The 25278-nt window shown below is 59.3% G+C and carries 22 protein-coding genes and 4 pseudogenes; 12 read left to right on the forward strand and 14 right to left on the reverse strand.

Annotated features, from left to right (window positions below):
* Position 1 precedes the first annotated feature (1 nt).
* The 4 genes and pseudogenes from tnpC (ACTGJ9_RS35995) (at position 2) to ACTGJ9_RS36010 (ending at position 2690) form a co-directional block, all read left to right on the forward strand.
* Positions 2-1565, forward strand: a pseudogene (gene tnpC, locus ACTGJ9_RS35995) (IS66 family transposase).
* The gene (locus ACTGJ9_RS36000; RefSeq protein ID WP_456674906.1) at positions 1562-2164 is read left to right on the forward strand and encodes a plasmid pRiA4b ORF-3 family protein; all 603 of its coding nucleotides are present in this window, start codon (positions 1562-1564) and stop codon (positions 2162-2164) included. Before tnpC (ACTGJ9_RS35995) ends, ACTGJ9_RS36000 begins: the two are co-directional and overlap by 4 nt.
* A 186-nt stretch (positions 2165-2350) precedes the next feature.
* A pseudogene (locus tag ACTGJ9_RS36005) lies at positions 2351-2407 on the forward strand (hypothetical protein); the annotation flags it as partial.
* 115 nt (positions 2408-2522) lie between these two features.
* The gene (locus ACTGJ9_RS36010; RefSeq protein WP_456678737.1) at positions 2523-2690 is read left to right on the forward strand and encodes a hypothetical protein; all 168 of its coding nucleotides are present in this window, start codon (positions 2523-2525) and stop codon (positions 2688-2690) included.
* 308 nt (positions 2691-2998) lie between these two features.
* Here ACTGJ9_RS36010 and ACTGJ9_RS36015 read toward each other — a convergent pair whose 3' ends face one another.
* From ACTGJ9_RS36015 to ACTGJ9_RS36035, 5 genes are all read right to left on the reverse strand, one after another.
* Positions 2999-3250, reverse strand: coding sequence for a hypothetical protein (locus tag ACTGJ9_RS36015; RefSeq protein WP_354133149.1), 252 nt, complete (start codon positions 3248-3250; stop codon positions 2999-3001).
* The gene (gene tnpC / locus ACTGJ9_RS36020) at positions 3247-4896 is read right to left on the reverse strand and encodes an IS66 family transposase (RefSeq protein ID WP_456674907.1); all 1650 of its coding nucleotides are present in this window, start codon (positions 4894-4896) and stop codon (positions 3247-3249) included. The genes ACTGJ9_RS36015 and tnpC (ACTGJ9_RS36020) overlap by 4 nt, the downstream gene beginning before the upstream one ends.
* Before the next feature lie 69 nt (positions 4897-4965).
* Positions 4966-5313, reverse strand: coding sequence for an IS66 family insertion sequence element accessory protein TnpB (tnpB, locus tag ACTGJ9_RS36025; RefSeq protein WP_027564512.1), 348 nt, complete (start codon positions 5311-5313; stop codon positions 4966-4968).
* Positions 5310-5717 carry an IS66-like element accessory protein TnpA gene (tnpA, locus tag ACTGJ9_RS36030; protein ID WP_456674908.1) on the reverse strand — a complete coding sequence of 136 codons (408 nt, stop codon included), beginning with the start codon at positions 5715-5717 and terminating at the stop codon, positions 5310-5312. Before tnpA (ACTGJ9_RS36030) ends, tnpB (ACTGJ9_RS36025) begins: the two co-directional genes overlap by 4 nt.
* A 161-nt stretch (positions 5718-5878) precedes the next feature.
* The gene (locus ACTGJ9_RS36035; protein ID WP_456674909.1) at positions 5879-6292 is read right to left on the reverse strand and encodes a hypothetical protein; all 414 of its coding nucleotides are present in this window, start codon (positions 6290-6292) and stop codon (positions 5879-5881) included.
* A gap of 2060 nt (positions 6293-8352) precedes the next feature.
* Here ACTGJ9_RS36035 and ACTGJ9_RS36040 point away from each other — a divergent pair.
* Positions 8353-8739 (forward strand): annotated as a pseudogene (locus ACTGJ9_RS36040) (hypothetical protein).
* Between the two features lie 79 nt (positions 8740-8818).
* On the opposite strand, the gene ACTGJ9_RS36045 reads toward ACTGJ9_RS36040, so the two are convergent.
* A complete protein-coding gene (locus ACTGJ9_RS36045) occupies positions 8819-8995 on the reverse strand; it encodes a hypothetical protein (protein ID WP_456674910.1) in 177 nt (58 codons plus the stop codon).
* A 1865-nt stretch (positions 8996-10860) separates the two neighbouring features.
* On the opposite strand from ACTGJ9_RS36045, the gene tnpA (ACTGJ9_RS36050) reads away from it, so the two are divergent.
* From tnpA (ACTGJ9_RS36050) to ACTGJ9_RS36070, 5 genes and pseudogenes are all read left to right on the forward strand, one after another.
* Positions 10861-11283, forward strand: coding sequence for an IS66-like element accessory protein TnpA (tnpA, locus tag ACTGJ9_RS36050; RefSeq protein WP_456673958.1), 423 nt, complete (start codon positions 10861-10863; stop codon positions 11281-11283).
* Entirely contained in the window at positions 11277-11630 is a 354-nt protein-coding gene (gene tnpB, locus ACTGJ9_RS36055; RefSeq protein WP_456673959.1) for an IS66 family insertion sequence element accessory protein TnpB, read from the forward strand. Before tnpA (ACTGJ9_RS36050) ends, tnpB (ACTGJ9_RS36055) begins: the two co-directional genes overlap by 7 nt.
* Before the next feature lie 51 nt (positions 11631-11681).
* Positions 11682-13245, forward strand: a pseudogene (gene tnpC, locus ACTGJ9_RS36060) (IS66 family transposase).
* Positions 13242-13844 carry a plasmid pRiA4b ORF-3 family protein gene (locus tag ACTGJ9_RS36065; protein WP_456674906.1) on the forward strand — a complete coding sequence of 201 codons (603 nt, stop codon included), beginning with the start codon at positions 13242-13244 and terminating at the stop codon, positions 13842-13844. Before tnpC (ACTGJ9_RS36060) ends, ACTGJ9_RS36065 begins: the two are co-directional and overlap by 4 nt.
* Positions 13845-14247: 403 nt before the next feature.
* A complete protein-coding gene (locus ACTGJ9_RS36070) occupies positions 14248-14436 on the forward strand; it encodes a hypothetical protein (protein ID WP_456674911.1) in 189 nt (62 codons plus the stop codon).
* Between the two features lie 66 nt (positions 14437-14502).
* On the opposite strand, the gene ACTGJ9_RS36075 is transcribed toward ACTGJ9_RS36070, so the two are convergent.
* Together ACTGJ9_RS36075 and ACTGJ9_RS36080 are read right to left on the reverse strand one after the other, a co-directional pair.
* Entirely contained in the window at positions 14503-14790 is a 288-nt protein-coding gene (locus ACTGJ9_RS36075; RefSeq protein ID WP_456674912.1) for a transglutaminase-like cysteine peptidase, read from the reverse strand.
* Positions 14745-15107 carry a transglutaminase-like cysteine peptidase gene (locus tag ACTGJ9_RS36080; RefSeq protein ID WP_456674913.1) on the reverse strand — a complete coding sequence of 121 codons (363 nt, stop codon included), beginning with the start codon at positions 15105-15107 and terminating at the stop codon, positions 14745-14747. The genes ACTGJ9_RS36075 and ACTGJ9_RS36080 overlap by 46 nt, the downstream gene beginning before the upstream one ends.
* 424 nt (positions 15108-15531) lie before the next feature.
* On the opposite strand from ACTGJ9_RS36080, the gene ACTGJ9_RS36085 reads away from it, so the two are divergent.
* Together ACTGJ9_RS36085 and ACTGJ9_RS36090 are read left to right on the forward strand one after the other, a co-directional pair.
* Positions 15532-15681, forward strand: a complete 150-nt coding sequence (locus tag ACTGJ9_RS36085; RefSeq protein ID WP_456674914.1) for a hypothetical protein — start codon at positions 15532-15534, stop codon at positions 15679-15681.
* A gap of 406 nt (positions 15682-16087) precedes the next feature.
* Positions 16088-16288, forward strand: a complete 201-nt coding sequence (locus ACTGJ9_RS36090; RefSeq protein WP_456674915.1) for a hypothetical protein — start codon at positions 16088-16090, stop codon at positions 16286-16288.
* A gap of 563 nt (positions 16289-16851) precedes the next feature.
* On the opposite strand, the gene ACTGJ9_RS36095 is transcribed toward ACTGJ9_RS36090, so the two are convergent.
* From ACTGJ9_RS36095 to ACTGJ9_RS36120, 6 genes are all read right to left on the reverse strand, one after another.
* On the reverse strand, positions 16852-17397 hold the full coding sequence (locus tag ACTGJ9_RS36095) for a hypothetical protein (protein WP_456674916.1): 546 nt from the start codon (positions 17395-17397) through the stop codon (positions 16852-16854).
* Between the two features lie 56 nt (positions 17398-17453).
* Positions 17454-17591 (reverse strand): hypothetical protein, encoded by a 138-nt coding sequence (locus tag ACTGJ9_RS36100; RefSeq protein WP_456674917.1) that lies wholly within the window; start codon positions 17589-17591, stop codon positions 17454-17456.
* 1274 nt (positions 17592-18865) lie between these two features.
* Positions 18866-21073 carry an Ig-like domain-containing protein gene (locus ACTGJ9_RS36105; protein ID WP_456674918.1) on the reverse strand — a complete coding sequence of 736 codons (2208 nt, stop codon included), beginning with the start codon at positions 21071-21073 and terminating at the stop codon, positions 18866-18868.
* Positions 21034-21459, reverse strand: a complete 426-nt coding sequence (locus ACTGJ9_RS36110; RefSeq protein WP_456674919.1) for a hypothetical protein — start codon at positions 21457-21459, stop codon at positions 21034-21036. The genes ACTGJ9_RS36105 and ACTGJ9_RS36110 overlap by 40 nt, the downstream gene beginning before the upstream one ends.
* Entirely contained in the window at positions 21456-22049 is a 594-nt protein-coding gene (locus ACTGJ9_RS36115) for a hypothetical protein (protein WP_456674920.1), read from the reverse strand. Before ACTGJ9_RS36115 ends, ACTGJ9_RS36110 begins: the two co-directional genes overlap by 4 nt.
* Positions 22050-22329: 280 nt before the next feature.
* Complete coding sequence (locus ACTGJ9_RS36120; protein WP_456674921.1) at positions 22330-25053, reverse strand: Ig-like domain-containing protein; 2724 nt, start codon at positions 25051-25053, stop codon at positions 22330-22332.
* Positions 25054-25278 lie beyond the last annotated feature (225 nt).

Consider the following 25278-nt stretch of genomic DNA (forward strand, 5'->3'; position numbering starts at 1 on the left):
AATGAGTGATTTGCCTGATGAGCTGCCGAGCGATCCAACCGAGCTGCGTGTCTTTGCCGCGGCTCTGCTGGATCGCTGCGCCAGGCTCGAGCGGTTGCTCAAGCTTGCGAAAGATGCGCAGTTCGGTCGATCCTCGGAAAAGCTGGACGCTGATCAGCTACAGCTTGTTCTGGAGGACATCGAAGAGGCCGTCGCGGCTCTCGAAGCAGCTGAGGATCGCGCCAATCCCAGAGCCCGCGAGAAGAGAACTACCAAGCGCAGAGCCAACCGTGGTCAGCTTCCGGAGCATTTGCCGCGCATCGTCGAAACCCTGATGCCGGCTGCAACCTGCTGCCCGTGCTGCAAAGGCGATCTCGTTGAGATTGGTCACGATGAGAGCCAGAGGCTGGACGTCGTTCCGGTGCAATACAGGGTGATCGTCACCCGCCGGCCCAAGCTGGCCTGCCGCGCCTGTCATGGCGTCGTCCTCCAGCACGCTGCGCCCGAGCGATTGATCAAGGGGGACTGCCCACCGAGCGTCTCGTCGCGCATGTAATTGACGCCAAGTATCATTGGCATTTGCCGCTCTATCGTCAGGCGCAGATGCTGGCGACCCACGGTATCGCCATCGACCGTTCCACGCTCGCCTTCTGGGTCGGCTACGCCGCCCAGGAATTGAAGCCCTTGTGGCATCGTCTGCGCCAGCTTCTGCTCGCCTCTTCGAAGCTCTGTGTCGATGAGACCCCGGCGCCGGTGCTGGATCCGGGGCGCGGCAGGACCAAAACCGGCTACTTCTGGGCGCTGTCACGCGATGACAGGCCCTGGGCCGGACCTGACCCACCTGGCGTGGTTTACGCCTATGCACCGGGCCGTGGGGCCGTTCATGGCTTGAGGCTGCTCGAGGGCTATCGCGGCATCATCCACTGCGACGGCTATCAGGCTTACAAGACCATGACCCGAGAGACGCGTGCGGACGCCTTGTCCGGAACGCTCGCCTTCTGCTGGTCGCATCTGAGGCGCCAGTTTGTGAAGATCGAGCGCGAGGCTGCTCCGGCGCCAGCTCCGGTTGCCCGCGAGGCTCTTGAGCGCATCGCCCAACTTTACGCGGTCGAGAAGGCGCTCCGCGGCCGATCGGAGGCCGAGCGCCGTGCTGGCAGGCAGGCGCATGCCCGACCTCTGGCTACAGCCTTGAAGCAGTGGTTTGAGGCCAAGCTTGATTACCTTGCACAAAAGAGCGACACGGCGAAGGCCTTGCGTTACGCGTTGCGTCATTGGGACGGCCTGACGCTCTACCTTGATGACGGGCGCATCGAGATGGACACGAATGCTGTCGAGCGTGCGATGCGGCCGATCAAGCTCAACGCGAAGAACTCCTTTTTGCCGGTTGCGACGAGGGCGCCGAGAATTGGGCAGTTCTGGCATCGTTAATCGAGACCTGTAAGCTCAATGGCGTCAGTGCCGAGCACTGGCTCGCTGATGTTCTCGCGAAGCTCGTCAATGGTTGGCCTGCGGCGCGACTGGACGAACTGCTCCCTTGGGCGTCGATCTACACGATGCATGCACACGATCCGAGGCTGGCGGCATGAGCCTGAACACGACCGCGGTCCGGATCAAGGTGACCCTCAAGGACGTGAAACCGGAGGTGATGCGATGCCTTGTCGTGCCGCTCACGCTGCGTCTTGATCGGCTGCATCTGACGCTTCAGGCGGCGTTTGGCTGGACGAACAGCCATCTCTTCGAGTTCCTGGCCGGCGAAGGACGTTGGGGTATCCCTGATCCCGAAGGTGATTTTGGCCCCCAGCCCATCGATGCCCGCAAGGCGCGGCTCTGCGATATCGTTCAAGAGAGTGGCGCCAAGACGATCCATTATCTCTACGACTTCGGCGACAGCTGGGATCACGTGATCAAGCTCGAAAAGTGGTTCGATAACACGACAACGGAGGGACTTCCGTTCTTGCTCGAGGCCGCCGGCCGTTGTCCTCCGGAAGATGTCGGCGGTGCGCCAGGCTATGCCGAATACCTCGACGCCATCAGCGACCCCGCCCATCCGGAGCACGAACATATGCGCCTCTGGGGCCCGGAGCAGTTCGATCCCAACGTCGTCGACCGGAAGGCGCTTGAGGCCGCTGTCAATGCGTTGTCCGACATATGGAAGCCGCGCCGGCGCACCACGCGCTCAAAATAGACGTTAAGCGCCAATCAAATGGGCCTCAGAGCTACGCTTACCCTGAAGCTGCCTCGACTGCTGGTCATGGTTGCGGTGGGGATCTTGTTGGCCGGCTCTTTGTTGGCGTGCCGGCGGTTCGCGTGGCAGCATCTTTCCGATAAGGAAAACGGCGTGGCCCGCGCCGACTTTGGCTATTGGATTTGCATGTTTCTCGCTGGCACCTTGGGTACCGATATCGGCGACTATTGCTCGCACAACCTCAAACTGGGCAACGCCGGTGCCGCACTTCTGCTGACGCCTGTTGTTGCTGCGCTCCTCCTGGTAGGTCGGGGTGGTCGAGATCCCGCTGCTGCCTATGTATTGGATAACGGTGGTAATGATTCGGGCCACGGGTACCGCGATAGGAGATTATTCAGCTGGGCTCCAAGTTCTTGGACTCCCGCTGAGCACGGCCGTCACCGGGATAGTCTTTGTTGGGTTTTTGATAGCCTGGCGCGACACCATACTCGACACGCAGTCTGCACGAACCGATCGTGCAGGTTGAGTGATGTCCACGCCAAGTTTGACATAGAACGGCCGATACGTCTGCTCTTGCTCCCTTATGCAACGCACGCCGAAATGACGGAGGCGGGCCGCATGCTCCTCGTCGTCATGCCGGCTGATCTGAAGGCGCTAGCCTACTTCCTGAAACTGGAGAAGTGGCATCGTGAGTGGTGCGATCGTCCCTGACAAGATGGTCGTCGAGTTCACGGCCGAGCCGGTCAGCCCTGCGAAAGCCCAAAATAGTTTCCTTGAGCGCTCGCATGGCCGGACCATTCGTAAGCATCCGGCGTAGGCCGCGACCTGATTGGATTATTCTGGTGGCCAGCGCTTAAGCAACCTCGGATTTTCTTTATAGATTTGGATGAGCTCGATGAGGCGCTCAATGCCGAAGTCGGTGAAGGCTTGAACGCCGTCTTCGCCAACGCCGAACACCCAAATGGCGCCGTCCTCGATCTCCATTTCGTTGGCGACGTCTCGTAGCCAATCTTCATCTTCGCCGAGGTCTTTCGCGACCTGGGTGATGGTGGTGACGTGATGGACCTTGTTGACGTGGGTGGTCATGCCGCTCGAGCGGAGTTCGCTGACGCCGGCGTCCAATTCCAGGGCAGCAGTTCGTCAAGCCGATGCGACGGATGGGCGGCGATCCGCGCGAGGACGTCGGTCAGCCAGGCTTGCGGGTCGATGCCGTTCATTTTCGCGGTGATGATGAGGCTGTACATAGCTGCCGCGCGCCGCCCTCCGCGATCAGAGCCGCAGAACAGCCAGGACTTCCGTCCAAGGGCGATGCCTCTTAGGCATCGTTCTGCGGCATTGTTGGACAGGCATACCCGCCCCTCCTCGAGGAACAGGGTGAAGCTCGCCCAACGCTTCAGGATATAGTTGAACGCCTTGGCCAGGTCGTGTCCCCGGGACAGCTTGGCGAGCTGCTCCCGCATGTAGACTTGAAGCTCCTCGACCAGAGGCCGGCTCAGCGCCTGCCGCACCTGAAGACGCCCTTCGGGGCTCCTGCCGTTGATGGAGCGTTCGATCTCGAACAACGCATCGATCCGCCTCACGACCTCGATCGCAATCGGCGAGAGCGGGATCTCCTTCTTGCCGGTGGCCTTGCGCCGGGCATTCTCTTCGATGTCGGCCATGGCAAAGAACGGACGCCGTCGGTGCGACCAGCAGGCAGCCTCCCGGATCGGTCCAGGCTGGCGTCCCGCCAGATAGAGCTGGTTATACCCGTCATAGGCGTCGGCCTGCAGGATGCCGGCATACCGGGCCAAATGCCCCTGAGGATGCTCGCCCTTGCGGTCGCGTGAGTAATAGAACATCGCCGCCGGCGGGTCCGTGCCCCCAAACGGCCGGTCGTCCCGAACGTAGATCCAGCATCGTCCCGTATCGGTTTTGCCCTTGGCCAGCACCGGCACGGTCGTGTCATCGGCATGAAGGCGCTCGGCCCCCATGACATGGGCTTCCAGCAGGCGCAGCAGGGGATCCAGCGAGGCACAGACCGCCCCAACGGCATCTGCCATGCTCGACAGTGCTATTGGCACGCCTTCCAGCACATAGCGCTCGGCTTGGCGGTTCAAAGGCTGATGCTGACCGAACTTCTCGAACATGATCATCGCCAAGAGGCTCGGGCCAGCCCATCCCCGGGGGACGGCATGGAACGGTGCAGATGCCTGGCTGATCTTTTCGCAGTCGCGACAGGAGAACTTCTCCCGAACCGTCTCGATCACCTTCCACTGGCGCGGCACCACGTCCAGCGTGCGCGTCACATCCTCGCCAAGCTTGCGCAGGCGATTGGAACCGCAGCACTCGCACGCCGTCGGCGGATCAACCACCACCCGTTCCCAGGGCAAATGCTCGGGGAAGGTCTGGCGCTCGGCGCGCTTGCGGGTAAATCCGCGCACCGTCGTCGTCTTCGCCACGGCCCGCTCCGAGGCGAGCTCGTCCTCGGTGGCGTCGGCTTCCAGCTCCTCGAACGTCAGCGCCAACTGCTCGATCAGGCGCGACGAACGCTCCGACCGCTGGCCGTAGATCTGATGCCTTAGCTTGGCGATCTGCAGCTTCCGCTGCGCGATCAGCACTTCATCTTCCGACGCTTTCGCGCGGGCGACCGCGAGTTCGGCGGCGATCTCCAAACCCTTCGCGCGCTCGACTGCCAGCGCCTTCTTCAGGGCGGCAATGTCATCCGGAACAGCGTCGCGGTCGGCATCCATGAGACGCAGTGAATCACAGATTGGATGCGATGGGACTCCCCACAATGCAAAAAGCTGCGGATTTTGCGCTCAGCCCGCGCTCCGCGGCCGCCAGCTCAGCTGCGGATTCCGCCAGTCGATTCCTTCCAGCATATAGGCCATCTGCGCCGCCGAGATTGATACCGCGCCGTCCGACGCCGACGGCCAGATGAACTTGCCTCGATCCAGGCGCTTGGCGTAGAGCGACATGCCAAGCCCGTCATGCCAGAGGATCTTGACCAGATCGCCGCGGCGACCGCGGAAGATGTAGAGATCACCAGCATGAGGATCGCGCTTCAGGCTCTCCTGGACCGCAAGCGCCAGGCTTTGCATGCCGCGGCGCATGTCGGTGTGGCCGGTGGCAATCCAGACCCTGACGCCGCTCGGGATCGGGATCATCGCCGTCTCAGAAGCTCAAGAACCCGCTGCAGCGCCTCCGTGTCCACGTCCCGGTCAACGCGCACGCGACAGCCGCCGCCAAGCTCGATCTCGATAATGCCGGTCCTTGGACGCTGCGCAGGTGGTGAAGACACTGGTTGTGGCACGTCACTCGAGATCGGAGCCGCCCCAGGCGTGATCTCAACCGGAACAAGCGCCGGCGCGGTATCCCCGCTCAACTTGCCGTCGCGCGCCAACCGGCGCCACGTGAACAATTGGCTTGTCGACAGCCCGTTGCGTCGTGCCGTCACCGACACCAGACGCGGCCCGCCATAGCTCTCGGTGACGATCCGCTGCTTTTCTTTCAATGTCCAACGGCGTCGAGCGCCCGTCGAGACGACTTCAAGTCGGGAAACCTTCGGCATAGGCATATGATCAGTCATACGCCTATGTCTTCATCCTCCATCGAACCGCGCAAGGCGGTCCCCGCCGGAGCGATACGACCATTCCGCCGGCTTGCCCGAACGAGTCGCCAAGAGAGAAATCGCCCCCTTTTACATATGTTAAGGACCCCGCGAGGGGATTGCTATTTGGGGTTCGTAACGGCAGTCACGACCAAAGGTGTATCAGGACGCGAGATTGTTATTTGGACGGTTGAGACGCCGATGTCATGACGGCTCTTGCCGTTAATGACGATCGTAAAGGTGTCGGTGCCGTTAAAATCGGGTTTAGCGAAATAGCGGAAGCCAGGGCCGACGAGGACGAGATCGCCCATTTTCGGTTTCTCGGATACCGAAATACTGTAGATCTGCATTGTAGACCAGCGTAAGCCCTGGATGCAGTCAGCGCCTGGCTTGATCGTCATTGACCATTGCATGTTGTCGCCTGCAAGCCTGTATGGCTGAATATCGCGCATGCAATTTGGGGTGGCTGCGGCAGCACATACCGATCCTAAAACGATCACCGCAGCGACAACTGCCGAAAAAAATGCTCGTGACATGTCTGACCTCACCAAGGGATTTGGGCTAGCCTATATCGGCGAGCCTGAAAGTTTGGTAAGGGCTGACAAGCGCCTGCCCGCTTGGTTAAGCTTCTGCAAACGTCGCAATAACCGCGCCAAGGAGCCCAAGCGAGTGGGAATTTCGCCTACAGAGTTGAAGGCTTAATGCTGAGTGACAAAAAGCATAGAGGACGACCTTTCTGTAGCGCCGCGCATCTCGGCCTCCTAGATTTACATACCATGCTATCCCGAGCAGGACGAAAAGCATTGCCAAAGACAGTCCTCGGAGGAACTCTGGTCGTTCTGATGGCTAGGTTATTGACGGGAGAAGCGATAGCAGGACCAAACGCGGAGGTCGCCAGGAAGTGCATGTGCTTCTCGTATTTGGCTTATCCGTACAAGCGGCCAGGCTCGGTCAGGATGAGCGGCGATCGCCAATCCTATTTCAAGGATTGCATGACCAAGCAGGGCAATGTCTCAGAGCCGCTCCCGCCAAAGGATCCATGACGGCTAGAGGTTCGCTATCGGACCCGACCTCTATTTGTTGCCGCCGTAATCGACCTTACCTTGGTTTGCGACGCACTTATCGTAATATGCAAGCTGATCGCGGCCCGACCCTTTCGCACTTCCGGCCGCCGGATTAGCGGGCTGGCGCGGCGGAAATTGTTTGGCTGTAAGCGCCCGACATGCCTTGGCCAATTCCGCAGTGATCGCCCACGCGGGCACCGGGAATGCCACGCTGGAGATGTAAAGAAACCCGGTTGCAGCGGCTACCCATCTGACGACCATCTTGTCTCCCTCTCACACGCGGCACATATGCACCTGTAGTAAGCCGTATGGAACTCGCCGGGAAGCCTCAATTTGAGGTCCTGCGCAATCATACCCTCCTCGCCTTCGATACTCGATTTGGAGGCTGTGATCTTTCGGAACCCACTGCACCGACTGTAAAAATATTGCCTGTTACCCATTCTAAATCGTGAGCGAAGCTCCCAGATTAAGAATGGCACCCGGCGGCCAGGACGCTTCGCGTGGAGGAACCAATGTTAGGTATTCGTTTGGCGATTGTCGCACTTCTGGTTACGACGCCTGCGACGAACGCGCTGGCGCAAGGCACGCGCCAGCCCGCTAAACCATCGGCGTACAATTCTCAGGTACGCCCTCCAGTGGCCACCCAACCGAGCAACAACCCATTCAGCAATCCCATTGGGCAAGGCGTTGCGCCGGCAGTCTCGGCTAATCCGAACATAAACAGCAGTCGAACAAACGTGCCGCGGTGATACAATCTCCTCAACATCCCGCTCGTTAATTTGAAGTTTGCCGAATCGTCCCGGTAGAATTTCCCGCACCGGGGCTAGCTCTAGATTTCAGTTAGACCTTTTCACCCGGCATTTTTTGGCACGGCTAGGCCGCGGCGATTCACTCGCTGCGGCTTTCGCCTTCAAGCGCCCAGATAACGGCTCGGTGAAATGAAGCCATTTATCGCTCCCCTCGAAGCAATCCGCAAACGGTCAAAGCTCACAGTATCTACCTGAACGGGGAGAATTCAGATGATCGCTCTCAAAGTGGTGCTCTTGCGCTTGGTCTTGGGATTACCTGGTCAATCTATTCGGGTGATTTTGGCGCCGATGTAGTCCTCGCTATCCTCGCTTGCCTTTCATAACGAGAAGGGCCCGCCAGCTCGATTTGTTGACGATCCGTGTGGAACACCTTGCGCAACATGCCGATGGGATCGCCGCTGATCCTGGAGGAGCGGCCCCGGTCTACTTGCCCCAAAGCCCCCAGCCGGGGCCGTCTCTCCGCCAAGCGACCGACGATGAAATGCGAGATCTGCGACGATATCGGTCGGGTCTGCGAAGCGCATCCCGGCTGGCCTTCGGGAGGTCCGCGAGCCCGCCCTTGCGGCGCTACAACATTCCCGACGATGGCGAGCCGCCGCGGATGCCGGCGGGCTTCAGGACGGAGGTCGACAAGGACGGGTGGCGACATTGACACGCCCGACCTGAAAGGGAACGATCGGCCCTCACCCGCAATTGGATCAGCGCCGTTTGTGGAGTTTGCGTATGAGTTCCTCGCCCTCGATCGTCCCGACCGACCGTCTCGACCGCGACATCTATCTGGTGCTTGAAGATTTCGCGCGCGCACGGCTGCGCCTGGCGTGAGACCCAGAGACCGAACTAGCGTGAGACCGACGAGACCGAAACAGATCTCGAAACAGTCATCCGTTTCATCCTCTCCGGCCAGTACAGCTATCCCGTCCGCCTTGTCGCCTTCCACGCGATCGAAGGGTGGTCTCAAGGGATGTGACCTCCGATGTTGCGGACGCGGTCGCTCAACGCGCAGTCGATACAGACGGTGAAATCTCGGCAGCGCTAGAAGTCTTCATCGCCGAGAATTCCACCAAGGCATTCGACCTTCAGCTATCACTGCCGCTGCGAGGCACGGCCTGACAACAGTTCCCGCCCCGGAACAGCAGCGAGCCCCAGCGCCAGCGCGGGGACATTCCGGAGACATGGGGGACGTCGAAGACTAGCCGGCATCAAAACAGCCAAGACGCCAGCCTGAGGCGCCCCATCCCAGCGCGGCGACCCATCCGAACATGGCGGCAACGATCGCCAAGACAAACGCGCCCAAAAACATGAAATCCTTAATCCGGGTGAACCGAGTGGCCGGCGGCGTTCGAAGGGCTAACGCGGTGTTGATCATTTTGGCCGTCTCGCTAGGGTCCATGAAGGGCACCGGGAAAACTTGGCAACCCAACTTCCGTTCCTGTCGCGCAGTGAGCGAAATTTAGTGCGGAGGCGCTGCCTCTGCCGCGCAACCGTCGACGTGTGGAAGCCGGATGAGAGATACCCGCATCGCGCCCACACGTACGCCGCAAATGCGACAGGCAAATGAAACACGCCAGGGGCGCCCCTACGCCAATCCGGAGGCCGCGGCCCGCAAGCCTCTCGAGCTCGCCCCGGCATTCAGCCGATCAACGGCCACATCCACATCGAGAAGATCAACGGCCCCTCCCAATCTAAGGAAGGGTGCAAAGCCAGCGGGCCTGAGTTCGGCGCCGGCATCAGATACGCGATCGAGAAAGGCTGGCTCGACCTGCATGAAAGCGGCACCTACGTGCGGGTGCTCGCCCCCGGTGCCGAGCTGTTCCCGCGTCAGCAACGTAACGACGAAAGTCGAAAATTGGTAGCTCGATCGAAACCATGACTCTGCAAGTCAGCCGCGAGTGTTCACAAGTGAACAGCGCGGAAAGCAAGGGCAGCTTCACAATCGGCCGGTAATTGCGGACGCGAACCGAGCGTCCAACACACACTCAGACCAGACATGACTGGCTTCAACCACCACCACAGACAGTTTCTGCAGTACCTGCGACATGACGAATGGGTTCGGGCCAAGACGCTTCCTCCTGCGAGAACGACCAGACAACAGCTTCTCGAGCATGGCTGGATCGAGCGGCGAACTCTTGAGACTGGAGCTTATTCTCGCATCACCGAAGCAGGGCTAGGGAGATGAAAAAACCGGCAACACTCTGCCCTTAATCCCACAGGAACTCTCGAAATAGAGCGCGATTGTCCTCGAAACCGATCGCGGCCGCATTGTTAGCCCAGACTTCAACCGCCTTCCGGGGCGACGAGCCTACTGACCACTAGCTAGGCAGGTGCGCGCAAATTTCAGCATTGCCTGCAAATCGTACTCACCATTAGGATTGAGCCTGCTAATTCCTTCTCGGGCACAGTTTTTTCTGGCCTGTCCATTTTTCTGCCGGTTTGGCTTTTCCGAACCTGCACAGTTTTTCTTGCAGTAAATTTGTCGGTGAGTGCTCCACATATGACCGCAGAATACTTCCATTTCGGAACCGACCGGCACGGCAGGGTTGTTTTGGAGGGGGCTCACGCCAGAGGAGACGCTTGAGTTCGAAGAACTTCAGAATCAATGCGACGCATTTCGAAGTGCACTCCATCAGGGACGGCTTGATGAGTTGTGCGCGAAGCACTGTCGGTCGTTACAATGAGCGGGCGACAGTCCCGGCATATTCCAAGAACGACTTGCTTCGGTTTTGATAGGTGATGATCAATGAGTGGCCTGTGGATCCTGCTCGCTATAGCGGTATCTTTCGCTACTGGCTATGGCACCCGCGATGTCATCTCTCGTCGACGACGAGCAGTGTATCTTAGACATAAGCGCCACGTGCGGCCGCCAATCCGAACGCCGACACTTAACTCGCCTCTGAGTCGACAGAGTAGTCATTGAGAACGCCGAGCTATTCCTGCGAAAAAAGCAACATCACCGACCGCGGCCAGTACGGCCTGAAGATCGAACAGTGGGCTGGCAGTCAAGCGCGTCAACGACCTCGCAAAAACTAGGTCGCGACTTCGAGATCTCAGCAACGGGACTTCGGGAAGCGAGAAGGCTGCCTGTCGCTGCGTCAACCGCGCCCTGATAGACGAAGCTGCTCTAGTCCTTCCTCGATCACTCGAACGTAAGCGTGGCGTTGAGGCCCTTGAGAATTGTTGTACTCAATCCTGAGAGCACCGCTAGAAGAGTCATCTTCTGCAAGGGTGCTCATAATGGACGACCATTCGGACGACATAAGACGACCGTTGTCACCGCGTATCGAAGTGTACGCAGGCGCAGGTCGAAAGCGCTGGCCGGACGATTTGAAGGCACAGATTGCCGCGGAAAGCCTTGAGCCGGGGGCGATTGTCACAGATGTCGCGCGTCGCCATGGGTGCCGGCCCCAGCAGGTGCACGACTGGCGGCGCCGGGCGCGTTTGGGCCAGTTGGTGCTGCCGGCTTCGGCGGACACGCTGTCGTTCGTGCCGGTGGTATCGGAATCGGCGCGACCGGCGGCCGCAGAGCCCACCGGGTCGCCGGAAGCAGCCGTTGTAACGGTTGAACTCCAGGGGGCACGCGTGGAGGTGCGAGGGACGCCTGGCCTTGCTGTGTTGAGTGATGTGTTCTTGGCGCTTCGACGGACACGTTCATGCTGATGCCGCCCGCGAGCCTCATGATTTACGTGGCGACGCAACCTGTGGACTTCAGAAAAGGTGCGGAGGGCTTGGCGCTGTTGGCGAAGGAGACGCTGGGCCATGACCCGATGAAGGGCGTGGCGGTGGTGTTCCGTGCGAAGCGCGCCGATCGGGTGAAGATTGTCGTCTGGGATGGCAGCGGCCTTGTGATGTATTGGAAGCGGCTCGATGGCAGCGGCTTCAAATGGCCACCCATCGTAGCCGGCGTGATGCGGATGAATGCCGCCCAGCTGTCCGCGCTTCTGGCCGGCATGGATTGGACGCGGATGCACGCGCCTCGAATCCCGCAGCCGAAAGCACTTGCGTAGGAGATAAAAACTTCGCTGCATCGGGGCGCGAAGCATGGCAGAGTTGGGCCAATGAGTGATTTGCCTGATGAGCTGCCGAGCGATCCAACCGAGCTGCGTGTCTTTGCCGCGGCTCTGCTGGATCGCTGCGCCAGGCTCGAGCGGTTGCTCAAGCTTGCGAAAGATGCGCAGTTCGGTCGATCCTCGGAAAAGCTGGACGCTGATCAGCTACAGCTTGTTCTGGAGGACATCGAAGAGGCCGTCGCGGCTCTCGAAGCAGCTGAGGATCGCGCCAATCCCAGAGCCCGCGAGAAGAGAACTACCAAGCGCAGAGCCAACCGTGGTCAGCTTCCGGAGCATTTGCCGCGCATCGTCGAAACCCTGATGCCGGCTGCAACCTGCTGCCCGTGCTGCAAAGGCGATCTCGTTGAGATTGGTCACGATGAGAGCCAGAGGCTGGACGTCGTTCCGGTGCAATACAGGGTGATCGTCACCCGCCGGCCCAAGCTGGCCTGCCGCGCCTGTCATGGCGTCGTCCTCCAGCACGCTGCGCCCGAGCGATTGATCAAGGGGGACTGCCCACCGAGCGTCTCGTCGCGCATGTAATTGACGCCAAGTATCATTGGCATTTGCCGCTCTATCGTCAGGCGCAGATGCTGGCGACCCACGGTATCGCCATCGACCGTTCCACGCTCGCCTTCTGGGTCGGCTACGCCGCCCAGGAATTGAAGCCCTTGTGGCATCGTCTGCGCCAGCTTCTGCTCGCCTCTTCGAAGCTCTGTGTCGATGAGACCCCGGCGCCGGTGCTGGATCCGGGGCGCGGCAGGACCAAAACCGGCTACTTCTGGGCGCTGTCACGCGATGACAGGCCCTGGGCCGGACCTGACCCACCTGGCGTGGTTTACGCCTATGCACCGGGCCGTGGGGCCGTTCATGGCTTGAGGCTGCTCGAGGGCTATCGCGGCATCATCCACTGCGACGGCTATCAGGCTTACAAGACCATGACCCGAGAGACGCGTGCGGACGCCTTGTCCGGAACGCTCGCCTTCTGCTGGTCGCATCTGAGGCGCCAGTTTGTGAAGATCGAGCGCGAGGCTGCTCCGGCGCCAGCTCCGGTTGCCCGCGAGGCTCTTGAGCGCATCGCCCAACTTTACGCGGTCGAGAAGGCGCTCCGCGGCCGATCGGAGGCCGAGCGCCGTGCTGGCAGGCAGGCGCATGCCCGACCTCTGGCTACAGCCTTGAAGCAGTGGTTTGAGGCCAAGCTTGATTACCTTGCACAAAAGAGCGACACGGCGAAGGCCTTGCGTTACGCGTTGCGTCATTGGGACGGCCTGACGCTCTACCTTGATGACGGGCGCATCGAGATGGACACGAATGCTGTCGAGCGTGCGATGCGGCCGATCAAGCTCAACGCGAAGAACTCCTTTTTGCCGGTTGCGACGAGGGCGCCGAGAATTGGGCAGTTCTGGCATCGTTAATCGAGACCTGTAAGCTCAATGGCGTCAGTGCCGAGCACTGGCTCGCTGATGTTCTCGCGAAGCTCGTCAATGGTTGGCCTGCGGCGCGACTGGACGAACTGCTCCCTTGGGCGTCGATCTACACGATGCATGCACACGATCCGAGGCTGGCGGCATGAGCCTGAACACGACCGCGGTCCGGATCAAGGTGACCCTCAAGGACGTGAAACCGGAGGTGATGCGATGCCTTGTCGTGCCGCTCACGCTGCGTCTTGATCGGCTGCATCTGACGCTTCAGGCGGCGTTTGGCTGGACGAACAGCCATCTCTTCGAGTTCCTGGCCGGCGAAGGACGTTGGGGTATCCCTGATCCCGAAGGTGATTTTGGCCCCCAGCCCATCGATGCCCGCAAGGCGCGGCTCTGCGATATCGTTCAAGAGAGTGGCGCCAAGACGATCCATTATCTCTACGACTTCGGCGACAGCTGGGATCACGTGATCAAGCTCGAAAAGTGGTTCGATAACACGACAACGGAGGGACTTCCGTTCTTGCTCGAGGCCGCCGGCCGTTGTCCTCCGGAAGATGTCGGCGGTGCGCCAGGCTATGCCGAATACCTCGACGCCATCAGCGACCCCGCCCATCCGGAGCACGAACATATGCGCCTCTGGGGCCCGGAGCAGTTCGATCCCAACGTCGTCGACCGGAAGGCGCTTGAGGCCGCTGTCAATGCGTTGTCCGACATATGGAAGCCGCGCCGGCGCACCACGCGCTCAAAATAGACGTTAAGCGCCAATCAAATGGGCCTCAGAGCTACGCTTACACTCGAACGTCCTCGAGGATAGAATCTCTAGACAGTGCAGCGTGGATGCTAGATGTGGATTGGAGCGGTTCGAGCAACTGGCGCCGAAGGAGCTCCCCGTCTCTGCCTGGACGGGGAGAATGCAATGCGTGGGGCAGCATGAAAAAGCCCACCGTAGGGGCGGGCTTTGTCGCCTCATCAACGGCTTTTAACGTCGATAGGCTGCTCCGGGGAGCCGGGGCCTGACCCTGGCGTGCCGATCGGCAATCCGTTTGCCGCATGGCCAACACCCACTCCCGGAGCGCTTACCGCGCCGGCGCCAGCGGCGCTGCTTGGAGAGGCTGTATTTAGTCGTTCGGGATCTGCGGCCGCTGCCGCTGACTATGCGCAAGACCAATCTGGCGCCGACGCTGCGCGGCCGGCCGGACGGCATGTTCGTGGCGCCATTCGAGGCCGCCGAGATCGGGCCCGAGTTGTTCGGTGCCGCCTGCCGCATGGGCCTCGAGGCCTCGTCTCAAAACGACGCGACCGACGCTATGGCGCCGGCCGGTCGAAGGACTGGATCAAGGTGAAGAACCGGACGCATCCAGCACTGACGCGGGTGATGGATGCCCACGCCTAAAGACCGGTGCAGATAGTCACTCTCCGCGGTCGGCGATTCTAGTCCACAGCCGGGATTGGCTCGGCATTTGTATTCGAACCCAGCGATACGGCACCCGCGCCCACGGCTTGATCAGCGGCGTCAGATTGTCGAGAACCAGATCTCCGCTTCGGGTACGCACGACGAGAATGAGGTGATGCTTTCCCCAACCCGTCACGACCTCGCTCAGCAGGAGGGCGGCGGAGGGCCAGCCTCGATCAAGCAATACGTGGCGCTTTGTCACTGCGTAATCAGAGCAATCGCACGATCCGGATTGATCAGCCACGCCTCAACGCCCGAGCTCGATTCCGCGAGGTCCGGAATGATGCTGCGATTGACGGTTTGATTGATCTGCTTGAGAATGGTCCAGCGTTCCGTAGTCAGGCGAACCAGAGTTCCGCGAAACATCGGACGTGCGCGACATTCGTCGGGATAGCGCAGGCAAAACCTAGTGTAGGCCATTGGCGGCAGCGTTGGCGCCTCAAACCGCACGTGAGGCAACGTTGCCAGTTGTGGCATGTCTTGCCACCCTGCGTTGACAGCCTCAAGTCCAACCATCAGCCCCGCGACCGCGAGCGCAACCTTTCGAAAGAAAGGGAGCATTTCAAGCCTCCCACCTAATTACCCAAAAGTGGGGACGCAGCGCTTTCGCCCAAATCGCCAAAGTTGTACTTTGCGTTAGGACAACTTGGAGCAATTTTTGGTTGCACCCCTGGGGCGCAACCCCCTTCTCGCGAAAGGTTCCTGGGATGCCTATATTTGTCGCGCTTGCGTCTCGGAGCAGATGGCACCGAATATAATTCATGGTGGCTCCAGCTGAGCACTACCTGAAGCCCAATAACAGTCTCAGAGTTCCAGAAAACCTCACGCCGCGACATCAAGCTTAATTCGCGAGTTCGATTGCAGCCGACTCCGCCAGCGCTAGGCTGCATGGACCGGACATTGCCCCTGTCCGGCTCGACCATGGCGAAGTTGGCGCGCCATCATATTCGGCGCGTCGGCTCCGTTCATCGCCGCGAGAAGCGATATGCGCAAGTTGCTTTTGATCATCTTTGGCGTGTGTTTCTGGACCGCCCTGCTCGCCGCGATCGTCACGACGGTTGCGCGCCTCGGCACCGAAGCGAAAGAGCGGCGAAGCCAGAGCTTGGCTGCCCATGTCTCAAAGGCCAAACGTTGAATCTGTTCGTGACGCTTACGCCCTGGTCTGCTCGATCCGATGAAACGGCGACCCGCCATTCTGCTCCGACAGCGCCTCACCCTCGTCCTGGTCGGTCAGGAGGATACCGACCGGTTTGGCATCATCGATCACCGTCTCAGGCGCGAGCTCCGAGATCCGGGAGTCGTAGAACCGCCCCTCGGCAATGGTCGGCCGCGCGTGTGCCGACCCTTTGAGGGCCGCCGAGACGCAGCGAAGTGCGGGCGAGGGTCATGAGTTAAGTCTCGGAGGTAAAAAGACGGCGAGAAATTACGCTCCCTGAGGAAGCGGACGGTTCAGAGGCCCCTTCAAAAGCTACCTCGGAAGAGTACATCGGGCACACTTTTGAGGGACTTGCCCCGGTACACACCGGGCCGAATAGTACTGCATGAAAACGGTCGATCTCAGCCGCAGGCGCGACCATCAAAAATCGACTGTTCGCCACGCCGCCGATTCGAGGGGCGCTGACGAGGATAACGGGATGCGCTTTTTTCGTGGCCTGTTAATTGGCGGTCCGGTCGGCCTACTGCTCTGGGCCGGCCTCTTTTTTGCGTCAAAATACTCATCCAAGACTGATCTGCTTTCTTGAAGAGAGCAGTGCGCTGCCCCTGAGGGAGTGGACGCAGTACATAGACGCACCTATTTTACGGCGGGTAGATCGAGGAATCTCAACATGAAGAGACTTGCCGCGGCCGCCCTAATCGTTGCGCTATGGGCAAGCAGCGCGCCCGCAATAACGGTCGAGGTCGCGAGAAAATGCGATGCAGCCCTCGCTAAGGCCTTCCCGCCTCGCCTTCCGGGCAATCCTGCTGCAGGCAGCGCGAAAGGATCAGGACGCGATGAAATCGCATTCTATAAACAGTGCGTCGCAAATGGCGGGAATCCGCCTGTGAAACCTGACGTCCCAAAATAGGCCCCGAGGCAGCGAGCTTGAGGCCTGTTGTGCCCGACGCGGCCAGTCACGCATGCGGTGTCGGGTTTATCGCGTCGCCGCTGATCCATCGGCAACGTTGCGTGCCGTTTCAGCCGCTAATGCCGGGACCAATCGGTGCGATAAGCGACCCAACCGAGCAGCACCCACCTGTATCGGCTTCTCCCAGCCACCATGACGCGACCGCAACAAGTATCGCGCACGGTATGGCGATCAAGATGTTATAATACCACGCCTTCACCCCGGATCGCTACGACCGATTGCTGAATCGGATAGCCGTACAAGAGAAGCCCGTACGAATAGTCTCCGCTGAGAATGATTTTGTTTCGCGGAGGATTGAACAGACCAAGGTAGACCGTGACGTAGGCGACCGGGATCGCCGCAAAGCGATCACCATTCGGAACGCTCAATAGCACCAGCGATGCGACGAGAGATGCATTGAAGAAATACCAATTCGAGACAATACGAGTCCGGAGCTTGTGGGCGACTGCGCCGGCCAAGAACATCAAGACCAGTGATGGGCCGCTGCCAATACCGATAGGATGTGGACGCAGCACGGTATTGATCACTTGGGCCATATAGAACAGCAGCAGGACAATTAGGAGAAGGTTTGGTCTTGCGTAAAGACCGAAAACCGCCAGCGCGGACAGAAGGACGTAGCAGAGCAATTCAAACGGGACCGTCCAGAGCTGCCCGTTGACGAAATGGTTGGGATTGTTCTCGAACACCCCCGGGAGGTAGTAGTGGATTTCACCGACGACGTTCAAGAAGTAAGCGAGAAAACGTCGGATGCGTGAAATATTCTCTCTGCGAGAGCGTCTCGTCAGCAGTGGTCCAGGATCAACGCCGAGAGGAACACCTCGACGGCGAGCGCCGGCACAATCCTGAACGCGCGCAGCCCCAAGAACATGATCAGCGTATTCGAACGGTCAAGGCTTCCCGCCACCAGGAAGCCGCTCAACGCAAAGAATTGGAAGCACCAATGCAACAGGCGCGCAATATCCGCTTCTTAGAAGCTGATTTTGAAATTCGTCTCCGTAGCCGGTCATAATGACGTGCCAGCCAAGCACTGTGGATGCCAACACCACACGGAGATAATCGAACTCCGGTAGGCCTGCGATCAGCCGCGCGCAAACGGCCCTCGAATGTATCATTCAACAAAATATGCCTCGAACAAAAAATAAACTCTTAGTTGAAGCCCGTTTTGCATCCAGAAACCAGCCGCGCAAGCACAAATGCAGAACCCCGGCTTCTAGGTTTTAGATACCTGGCTTCCAGTTTTTAGGCATCGCCAGCGATTGATGGACACCAACATTTTAGTGCCCGCTTCGGCGGATCGGATAGCGATGCTTCACCCGCACGCGTCTTAAGGTTGATCGGTGAAGTTAATTCCAGGGCATGTTTGTCGACCTTCGCGGCGCAGGGTATGCCACTCGAACAGAGGAAGGTCCTAGTGTCCTAGAGCACCGTAGAGCAAATGGCAGAGCCTCCAGCCTCAAGAAAGCTTGTTGATCTGGTTTTCCAGCTCACGTTTTGCTTCTTAGCAGGCCTAGCGACAATTGCATGGCTTGCGGCGATCGGATGGGTCGTCTGGCAACCCCTTGACTATCTGATCGCCTGCCTCTTTGAATGAATGAGTGCTCGACATCCTTGAAACAGCGGCAACCTGAGGTATACACCTCAGGAACTTCGTTCAACTGGCGTCAATCAGGCTGTGGCTGCGCCTTAATGAATCCGCATCCTGGATCCAAGATTCATTCAGAGTTAACGTCAACCTCGATCAGGGAGGTACCGCTTATATGAAGAGATGTACCCGTTATCTCGATTTTGAAGGAGTCGGCGCCTCGCGCATCGTCGTTTGACTGGTATCGAAAAGATGGCCCTTGAATAAGCAGGTGCCCCTGTTTCGGCGGCGCCTCAATCCCGACCTTGTCAATGATGATCGTCGACCACCGCAGGCCCTGTATGCACTCGTCGCCTGGTCTTATCCTGATGGACCAACGCACTGTGTCGGAGCGCAGAGTGAATGGCTTCGGATGCAGAATGCAAGTTCCCCCAGCGAATGCTGGATGCGGCTCGAACAGGAAGAAGAGCAAGACCGCCGAGAGCAGAATAACCTTCATGATCGACCAGGCCCAGACATTGGAGGATAAGGCAGGACTCACGTTAACTTTATCGGCGCAGCGCTGGCAACAGTATGTGCCAACGTCACCTCGCGATCGCTCTCGGCTGCCCTTATCTGAGGATGAAGTGATGGGTGTCCTGGATGTGAGCCTCCTGGGTGATGACGGCTTGGTCGGGCAGGACGTGGTGGTCGTCGACCACCGGCTGCGGGCCGACCAGAACGCCGGACGTAGCCTGCACGTGGAAGTCCCCCTCCCCGGTATAGGTGTCGTGCTGGGCCGGGGGTGTCGCTGCTGACGCAGCCGCCGGCGCAGGAGCAAATTTGAAGCCGCTCATCGGCGGATCGATGACGAGTGTGCCGCCGGCGCCGTCGCTAGTGAGATTGAACGTCGAGTGGGTGTAGTCCCCCGCCAGCGCGAGATGGGCGCTGTGGTTCTGCGCATCGGTGACGGTTAGCACGCCCCCTGAGGTATCACCGGAGAACGAGACCTTCGTCCCGGTCCCATATGCGATGTCCCTGAGATCGAGGATGTCCGAGCTGTTCGGATTGCCATCGCCCGACAGTCCGTAGATTTTCCCTGTGAACTGCGCCGACTTGTCGAGGATCAGCGTGCCGGTCACCGCCTTGAACGTGATCGAGCCGGAGACGGCCCCCGTAAGCTCGAGAGACGCTCCGGCCGCGATGGTCGCAGCCTGGCTCATATTGCCCAGATTCAGGGCGAGCTTGCCGGTGACGTCGATAACGGTCGAGGCGGTATTGATCACGCCGTCGCCGTTGAGATCTTGATGGAACAACGTTTCCATCGCCTTGAACGCAGCACTGCTTCCCGACACGTTGCTGAGCAGATCGCTGGCCCAGTTGCCGTTCTTGTCGACACCCCAGACCGTGTACAGACCAGTCGAGCTGTTCTTCCAGGCAACGTCGTACCCGGTCGCCGTCGTCTCGACACCAAGCGGATTCCAAGCGCCGAACTGCCCGGCCACGAACACGTTGCCACCGTACTTCAGCAGCAACCCCGCGCCACCCGACGCCGGGGTAAGGAGATAGTTGCTGCCGGCCTGCGACAGGCTGGTGTCGCCGATGGCCTCGATCATCTTGGTCGCGGTGCCACCGGACTGCGCCACGGGAGCTCCGATGGTGCCGTCACCATTGAGGTCCTGGTTAAGAAGGCTCTCAATCGCCTTCAACGCAGTATTGCTTCCCGACACGTTGCTGAGCAGGTCGCTGGCCCAGTTGCCGCTCTTGTCGACGCTCCAGACCGTGTACAGACCGGTCGAGCTGTTCTTCCAGGCGACATCGTATCCGGTCGAGGTTGCCTCGACGCCGAGCGGATTCCAGGCGCCAAACTGCCCGGCCACGAATACGTTGCCGCCGTACTTCAGCACGAGATCCGTGCCGTCGCCTGACAAATAATAGTTCTTGCCGACCTGCACCAGGCTTACCGACCCGACCGATTCGATCACCGTTCCGATCACCGGATCGAAGACTTTCGAAAGCTGGCTGACATTGCCGGCGGCATCGGTCGCCGTCGCTACGAAATTGTGCACGCCGGCGGCCAGCGAAATCGTCTTGATCGTCCAGTTCCCCTGAGCATCCGCGACGCCGGAGCCGAGCAGCGTCGCGCCTTCGTACACCGCGATCTTGCTGCCTGCCTCCGCCGTACCGGAAACAACCATCGTGTTGCCGGATCCAAGCGCATCCGACACGATCTTCGGGGCGGTCGGCGCAACCGTATCGATCGTCACCAGCAGCGCCGCCGAAGCCGCACTCGCATTCCCGACGGCATTGACCGCCTTGGAAGAGAACGAGTGATCGCCGTCGGTCAGAATGCCGGTCGCAAACGACCATGCACCATTGTCATCGGCAACAACCGTTCCGATCAGCTTCGCACCGTCAAATATCTGAACGGTACCGCCTGACGAAGCCGTCCCGTTCAGCGTGAGATTTTTCGCCGCCGTAATGTGGTCACCAGGAACACCAGTGTCAGGAACAAACGAAACGACTGATGGCGCCGAACCGTTTGAAGACGCAATCGCAGCGGTTGCAGCACGGATAGCCGGTACTGAAAGGACCGCCGGTATTTCGATGATGATTGGCTCGGATCCCAAAGAGAAGGTAACCGAAGTCGCGTTGTTAACTGTCTGAAGAGCGCTTGAGCTAACGATCGGATCGTACAGATTGACGTACTGCTGCGCCGCCCTGAACGTGACCTTCACGGTTGACATAGCCGGCTTGATATCCGCCTTGCCATTCGAGATCGTGGCGTCTCCATTCCAGATCACGAGCTCGAACGTTTCGTCCGACTTTTGCAGGAGCATCGAAGACGCGGTGCTCGGCAACCCCGAAATGTCATAGGCCAACTTGCCGGGGAGGCATTGCCCTTCCCGGGATCCGCCAGAATGGTCGTTAGATTGTGAACGTAGACCGCCACCGGCTTGGCTGTGCCATCTGCACGAAAGAGACCAAAATGAGATTCCTGATCGGTCGCTGAGCCAGCCTCATCCATCAGGTCATAAAGGAAGGTCTTCGATACACCGTTCTTGAACGCATCCAGAAGAGCGTTGGTGTCGACGATGCCTTGTGTGTACTCCGAAGCAACGCCCCACGTCGAGCTGCCATAGCCCGAGCTGGAGATGCCCGCTTCGGTGATGTAGACTTTTCCGTTAGGATCAGTCGTCTTGGCCAGCGCAATTCCCGCCATCATCGTGTCATGCAAATTCTCGCCCACACCCGCATAGACGTGCCAGTTCGAACTGCTGACATAGCTGCTCTCATTAGGGAGCGCTCCATTGAGAGACCATGCGCCCCCGTAGAAGAGGCAACGATGTCGACTCCGGCGAGCACGGGAGTTGCCAAAACAGCCTTGCTGATGGCGGCATCGACCGCGACGCTCCAGTTCAGGTTTCCGTAAGAGCTCTGCCCGTTGAAGTACCAGTTGTTAATATTGTATTCGTTGGCGCCTTCGATGGCGAAGACGCTGCCAGGAACTGCTTTTTGCAACAGCGCCGCGTTGTTTATGTCGGTAGTGACGTTGATCGTCCCGTGAGCCGCAGGGACGTATTGATTTGCAATCTGCAGATCAAACCTGATTCCAGCCTGGGCGAGAGTGACGAATGCAGACATCGTCCAAGCGAACGGCGTACCGTCGCGCACCTGATTGATACCGAGATAAGACAGTTCGCTTAGGATCGCCTTCGTATCCATCCAGTTTGCCGCGCCGGAATCGACGTGAGTTGCTACTCCGATCGAGTCAAGAAAGCTTTGCGTGCTCTGAGCCTGAACCTGCGACACCATTTCTCTCTTCCAAATTACACTGAGTGCAGTGGAACATCTGGAAGTGGAAAATCCGGTTCCGCAAAGGTTAGAACTTTAGTGGCCGCTACTGGACCTTTCTTAGGAAGGGCGATTTGTTAGTTTCTGTGAAACCAAACCCGGCGAAGGAGCGTCAAATTTCTCAGGAAATACTGTGATGGCAGCGCCGCGAGCGTACGGACGAACGAACGCGGCCAGCCAAACACCGGACAACTACGGAGCTGCTTCAATCGGACATTGCCGGAGGAATCGTGCTTAGCGGTCACTTAATAATGAAGTGATGGGTGTCCTGGATGTGAGCCTCCTGGGTGATGACGGCTTGGTCGGGCAGGACGTGGTGGTCGTCGACCACCGGCTGCGGGCCGACCAGAACGCCGGACGTAGCCTGCACGTGGAAGTCCCCCTCCCCGGTATAGGTGTCGTGCTGGGCCGGGGGTGTCGCTGCTGACGCAGCCGCCGGCGCAGGAGCAAATTTGAAGCCGCTCATCGGCGGATCGATGACGAGTGTGCCGCCGGCGCCGTCGCTAGTGAGATTGAACGTCGAGTGGGTGTAGTCCCCCGCCAGCGCGAGATGGGCGCTGTGGTTCTGCGCATCGGTGACGGTTAGCACGCCCCCTGAGGTATCACCGGAGAACGAGACCTTCGTCCCGGTCCCATATGCGATGTCCCTGAGATCGAGGATGTCCGAGCTGTTCGGATTGCCATCGCCCGACAGTCCGTAGATTTTCCCTGTGAACTGCGCCGACTTGTCGAGGATCAGCGCGCCGGTCACCGCCTTGAACGTGATCGAGCCGGAGACGGCCCCCGTAAGCTCGAGAGACGCTCCGGCCGCGATGGTCGCAGCCTGGCTCATATTGCCCAGATTCAGGGCGAGCTTGCCGGTGACGTCGATAACGGTCGAGGCGGTATTGATCACGCCGTCGCCGTTGAGATCTTGATGGAACAACGTTTCCATCGCCTTGAACGCAGCACTGCTTCCCGACACGTTGCTGAGCAGATCGCTGGCCCAGTTGCCGTTCTTGTCGACACCCCAGACCGTGTACAGACCAGTCGAGCTGTTCTTCCAGGCAACGTCGTACCCGGTCGCCGTCGTCTCGACACCAAGCGGATTCCAAGCGCCGAACTGCCCGGCCACGAACACGTTGCCACCGTACTTCAGCAGCAACCCCGCGCCACCCGACGCCGGGGTAAGGAGATAGTTGCTGCCGGCCTGCGACAGGCTGGTGTCGCCGATGGCCTCGATCATCTTGGTCGCGGTGCCACCGGACTGCGCCACGGGAGCTCCGATGGTGCCGTCACCATTGAGGTCCTGGTTAAGAAGGCTCTCAATCGCCTTCAACGCAGTATTGCTTCCCGACACGTTGCTGAGCAGGTCGCTGGCCCAGTCGACGCTCCAGACCGTGTACAGACCGGTCGAGCTGTTCTTCCAGGCGACATCGTATCCGGTCGAGGTTGCCTCGACGCCGAGCGGATTCCAGGCGCCAAACTGCCCGGCCACGAATACGTTGCCGCCGTACTTCAGCACGAGATCCGTGCCGTCGCCTGACAAATAATAGTTCTTGCCGACCTGCACCAGGCTTACCGACCCGACCGATTCGATCACCGTTCCGATCACCGGATCGAAGACTTTCGAAAGCTGGCTGACATTGCCGGCGGCATCGGTCGCCGTCGCTACGAAATTGTGCACGCCGGCGGCCAGCGAAATCGTCTTGATCGTCCAGTTCCCCTGAGCATCCGCGACGCCGGAGCCGAGCAGCGTCGCGCCTTCGTACACCGCGATCTTGCTGCCTGCCTCCGCCGTACCGGAAACAACCATCGTGTTGCCGGATCCAAGCGCATCCGACACGATCTTCGGGGCGGTCGGCGCAACCGTATCGATCGTCACCAGCAGCGCCGCCGAAGCCGCACTCGCATTCCCGACGGCATTGACCGCCTTGGAAGAGAACGAATGCTTGCCATCCACTAATTTGGCCGTCGTGTACGACCAATTGCCGTCGGCCCCCACGACGGCCGCGCCTAGCTTCGTGTTTCCATCATAGACTTGCACTGTGCTAGTGGGCCGAGCTTTACCAGCAATCACGACCTGTTTGGCATTCGTTATATGGTCACCGGGCAGCGCAGAATCTGGTGATACCGAAATGATTGTTGGCGCCTTAGGAACCGGCGGCACCTCGATGATGATGGGATCGGCTCCGAGATAGAACGAGACCGATTGGGTGGCCCCCATCGTCTTTAGCGCGTTTGAGCTCACGATTGGGTCGTACAATCTGACTAGCTGCTGGCTGTTTCCGAATGCAACCGTAATAAGAGACTTTTGAACAGCGAGATCAGCTTTTCCATCTGAAATCGCCGCACTGCCATTCCAGATGATAATCTCAAACGTACCATCGGATTTTTGAAGCAACATCGACGAAGCGGTCTTTGGCAAACCGGAAATTGAATAATTCAGCGACCCGAGCGGAGACAGATCCGCACCTGGATCAGCCACTATGCTTGTCAGATTGTGAATATCGACTGCTATAGGCTTCGCACTTCCGTCAGCGCGAAAAAGACCAAAATGTGCCTCGCGATCGTCAGCCTCACCCGACTCGTCCATGAGGTCGTAAAGGAACGTCTTGACGACGCCACTCTTGAAGGCATCCAGCAGGAGATTTGTATCGATGACTCCTTGGGCATATTCTGAAGCTACGCTGGCATGCGAGCTGCCATATCCGGAGCTGGAGATGCCTCCTTCAGTGATATAGATGTCTCCGTTTGAATTCGCTTGTCGAGCGAGCGCGACCTCGGTCACAAGCGTGGTCTGCAGTTGTTCGCCGACGCCGGCGTAAACATGCAGATTGGACGCATTGATATATCGGCTCTCGTTCGGTAACGCGCCGCTGACCGACCATAGGCCCGCCGTCGAGGACGCGACTGCCGCAACCCCTTCAAGATGGAATTGGACTGAACTGACGCATTGAGCGCAGAATCTACTGCTGCGCTCCATTGAAGATTCCCGTAAGAGTCCCGGCCATTGTAAAGCCAATGATTGATGTTGTACTCGTTTGCCCCTTCCAAAGCGAAGACGCTGCCGGGAACGAGCTTTTGCAATTGCGCGGCATTCTTGACGTCGGAGGCAACGTCGATGACGCCGGCAGCCGCCCATGTGTATTGGTTAGCCAACTGGAGATCAAATTTTATGCCCGCTTTCGCGAGAGTTACGAAAGCCGAG

This window comes from Bradyrhizobium sp. RDM12 (genome assembly GCF_051917485.1).
In the GTDB taxonomy this organism is placed as follows: domain Bacteria; phylum Pseudomonadota; class Alphaproteobacteria; order Rhizobiales; family Xanthobacteraceae; genus Bradyrhizobium.

Excerpts from the sequence above, each read along its gene's own strand:
- ACTGJ9_RS36000 (WP_456674906.1), top strand. The coding sequence starts at position 1,562 with ATGAGCCTGAACACGACCGCGGTCCGGATCAAGGTGACCCTCAAGGAC.
- ACTGJ9_RS36010 (WP_456678737.1), top strand. The coding sequence starts at position 2,523 with ATGATTCGGGCCACGGGTACCGCGATAGGAGATTATTCAGCTGGGCTC.
- ACTGJ9_RS36015 (WP_354133149.1), bottom strand. The coding sequence starts at position 3,250 with ATGACCACCCACGTCAACAAGGTCCATCACGTCACCACCATCACCCAG.
- tnpC (WP_456674907.1), bottom strand. The coding sequence starts at position 4,896 with ATGGATGCCGACCGCGACGCTGTTCCGGATGACATTGCCGCCCTGAAG.
- tnpB (WP_027564512.1), bottom strand. The coding sequence starts at position 5,313 with ATGATCCCGATCCCGAGCGGCGTCAGGGTCTGGATTGCCACCGGCCAC.
- tnpA (WP_456674908.1), bottom strand. The coding sequence starts at position 5,717 with ATGCCGAAGGTTTCCCGACTTGAAGTCGTCTCGACGGGCGCTCGACGC.
- ACTGJ9_RS36035 (WP_456674909.1), bottom strand. The coding sequence starts at position 6,292 with ATGTCACGAGCATTTTTTTCGGCAGTTGTCGCTGCGGTGATCGTTTTA.
- ACTGJ9_RS36045 (WP_456674910.1), bottom strand. The coding sequence starts at position 8,995 with ATGATCAACACCGCGTTAGCCCTTCGAACGCCGCCGGCCACTCGGTTC.
- tnpA (WP_456673958.1), top strand. The coding sequence starts at position 10,861 with ATGGACGACCATTCGGACGACATAAGACGACCGTTGTCACCGCGTATC.
- tnpB (WP_456673959.1), top strand. The coding sequence starts at position 11,277 with ATGCTGATGCCGCCCGCGAGCCTCATGATTTACGTGGCGACGCAACCT.
- ACTGJ9_RS36065 (WP_456674906.1), top strand. The coding sequence starts at position 13,242 with ATGAGCCTGAACACGACCGCGGTCCGGATCAAGGTGACCCTCAAGGAC.
- ACTGJ9_RS36070 (WP_456674911.1), top strand. The coding sequence starts at position 14,248 with ATGCGCAAGACCAATCTGGCGCCGACGCTGCGCGGCCGGCCGGACGGC.
- ACTGJ9_RS36080 (WP_456674913.1), bottom strand. The coding sequence starts at position 15,107 with ATGCTCCCTTTCTTTCGAAAGGTTGCGCTCGCGGTCGCGGGGCTGATG.
- ACTGJ9_RS36085 (WP_456674914.1), top strand. The coding sequence starts at position 15,532 with ATGCGCAAGTTGCTTTTGATCATCTTTGGCGTGTGTTTCTGGACCGCC.
- ACTGJ9_RS36090 (WP_456674915.1), top strand. The coding sequence starts at position 16,088 with ATGAAAACGGTCGATCTCAGCCGCAGGCGCGACCATCAAAAATCGACT.
- ACTGJ9_RS36105 (WP_456674918.1), bottom strand. The coding sequence starts at position 21,073 with ATGCTCCTGCAAAAGTCGGACGAAACGTTCGAGCTCGTGATCTGGAAT.
- ACTGJ9_RS36110 (WP_456674919.1), bottom strand. The coding sequence starts at position 21,459 with ATGATGGCGGGAATTGCGCTGGCCAAGACGACTGATCCTAACGGAAAA.
- ACTGJ9_RS36115 (WP_456674920.1), bottom strand. The coding sequence starts at position 22,049 with ATGGTGTCGCAGGTTCAGGCTCAGAGCACGCAAAGCTTTCTTGACTCG.
- ACTGJ9_RS36120 (WP_456674921.1), bottom strand. The coding sequence starts at position 25,053 with ATGGAGCGCAGCAGTAGATTCTGCGCTCAATGCGTCAGTTCAGTCCAA.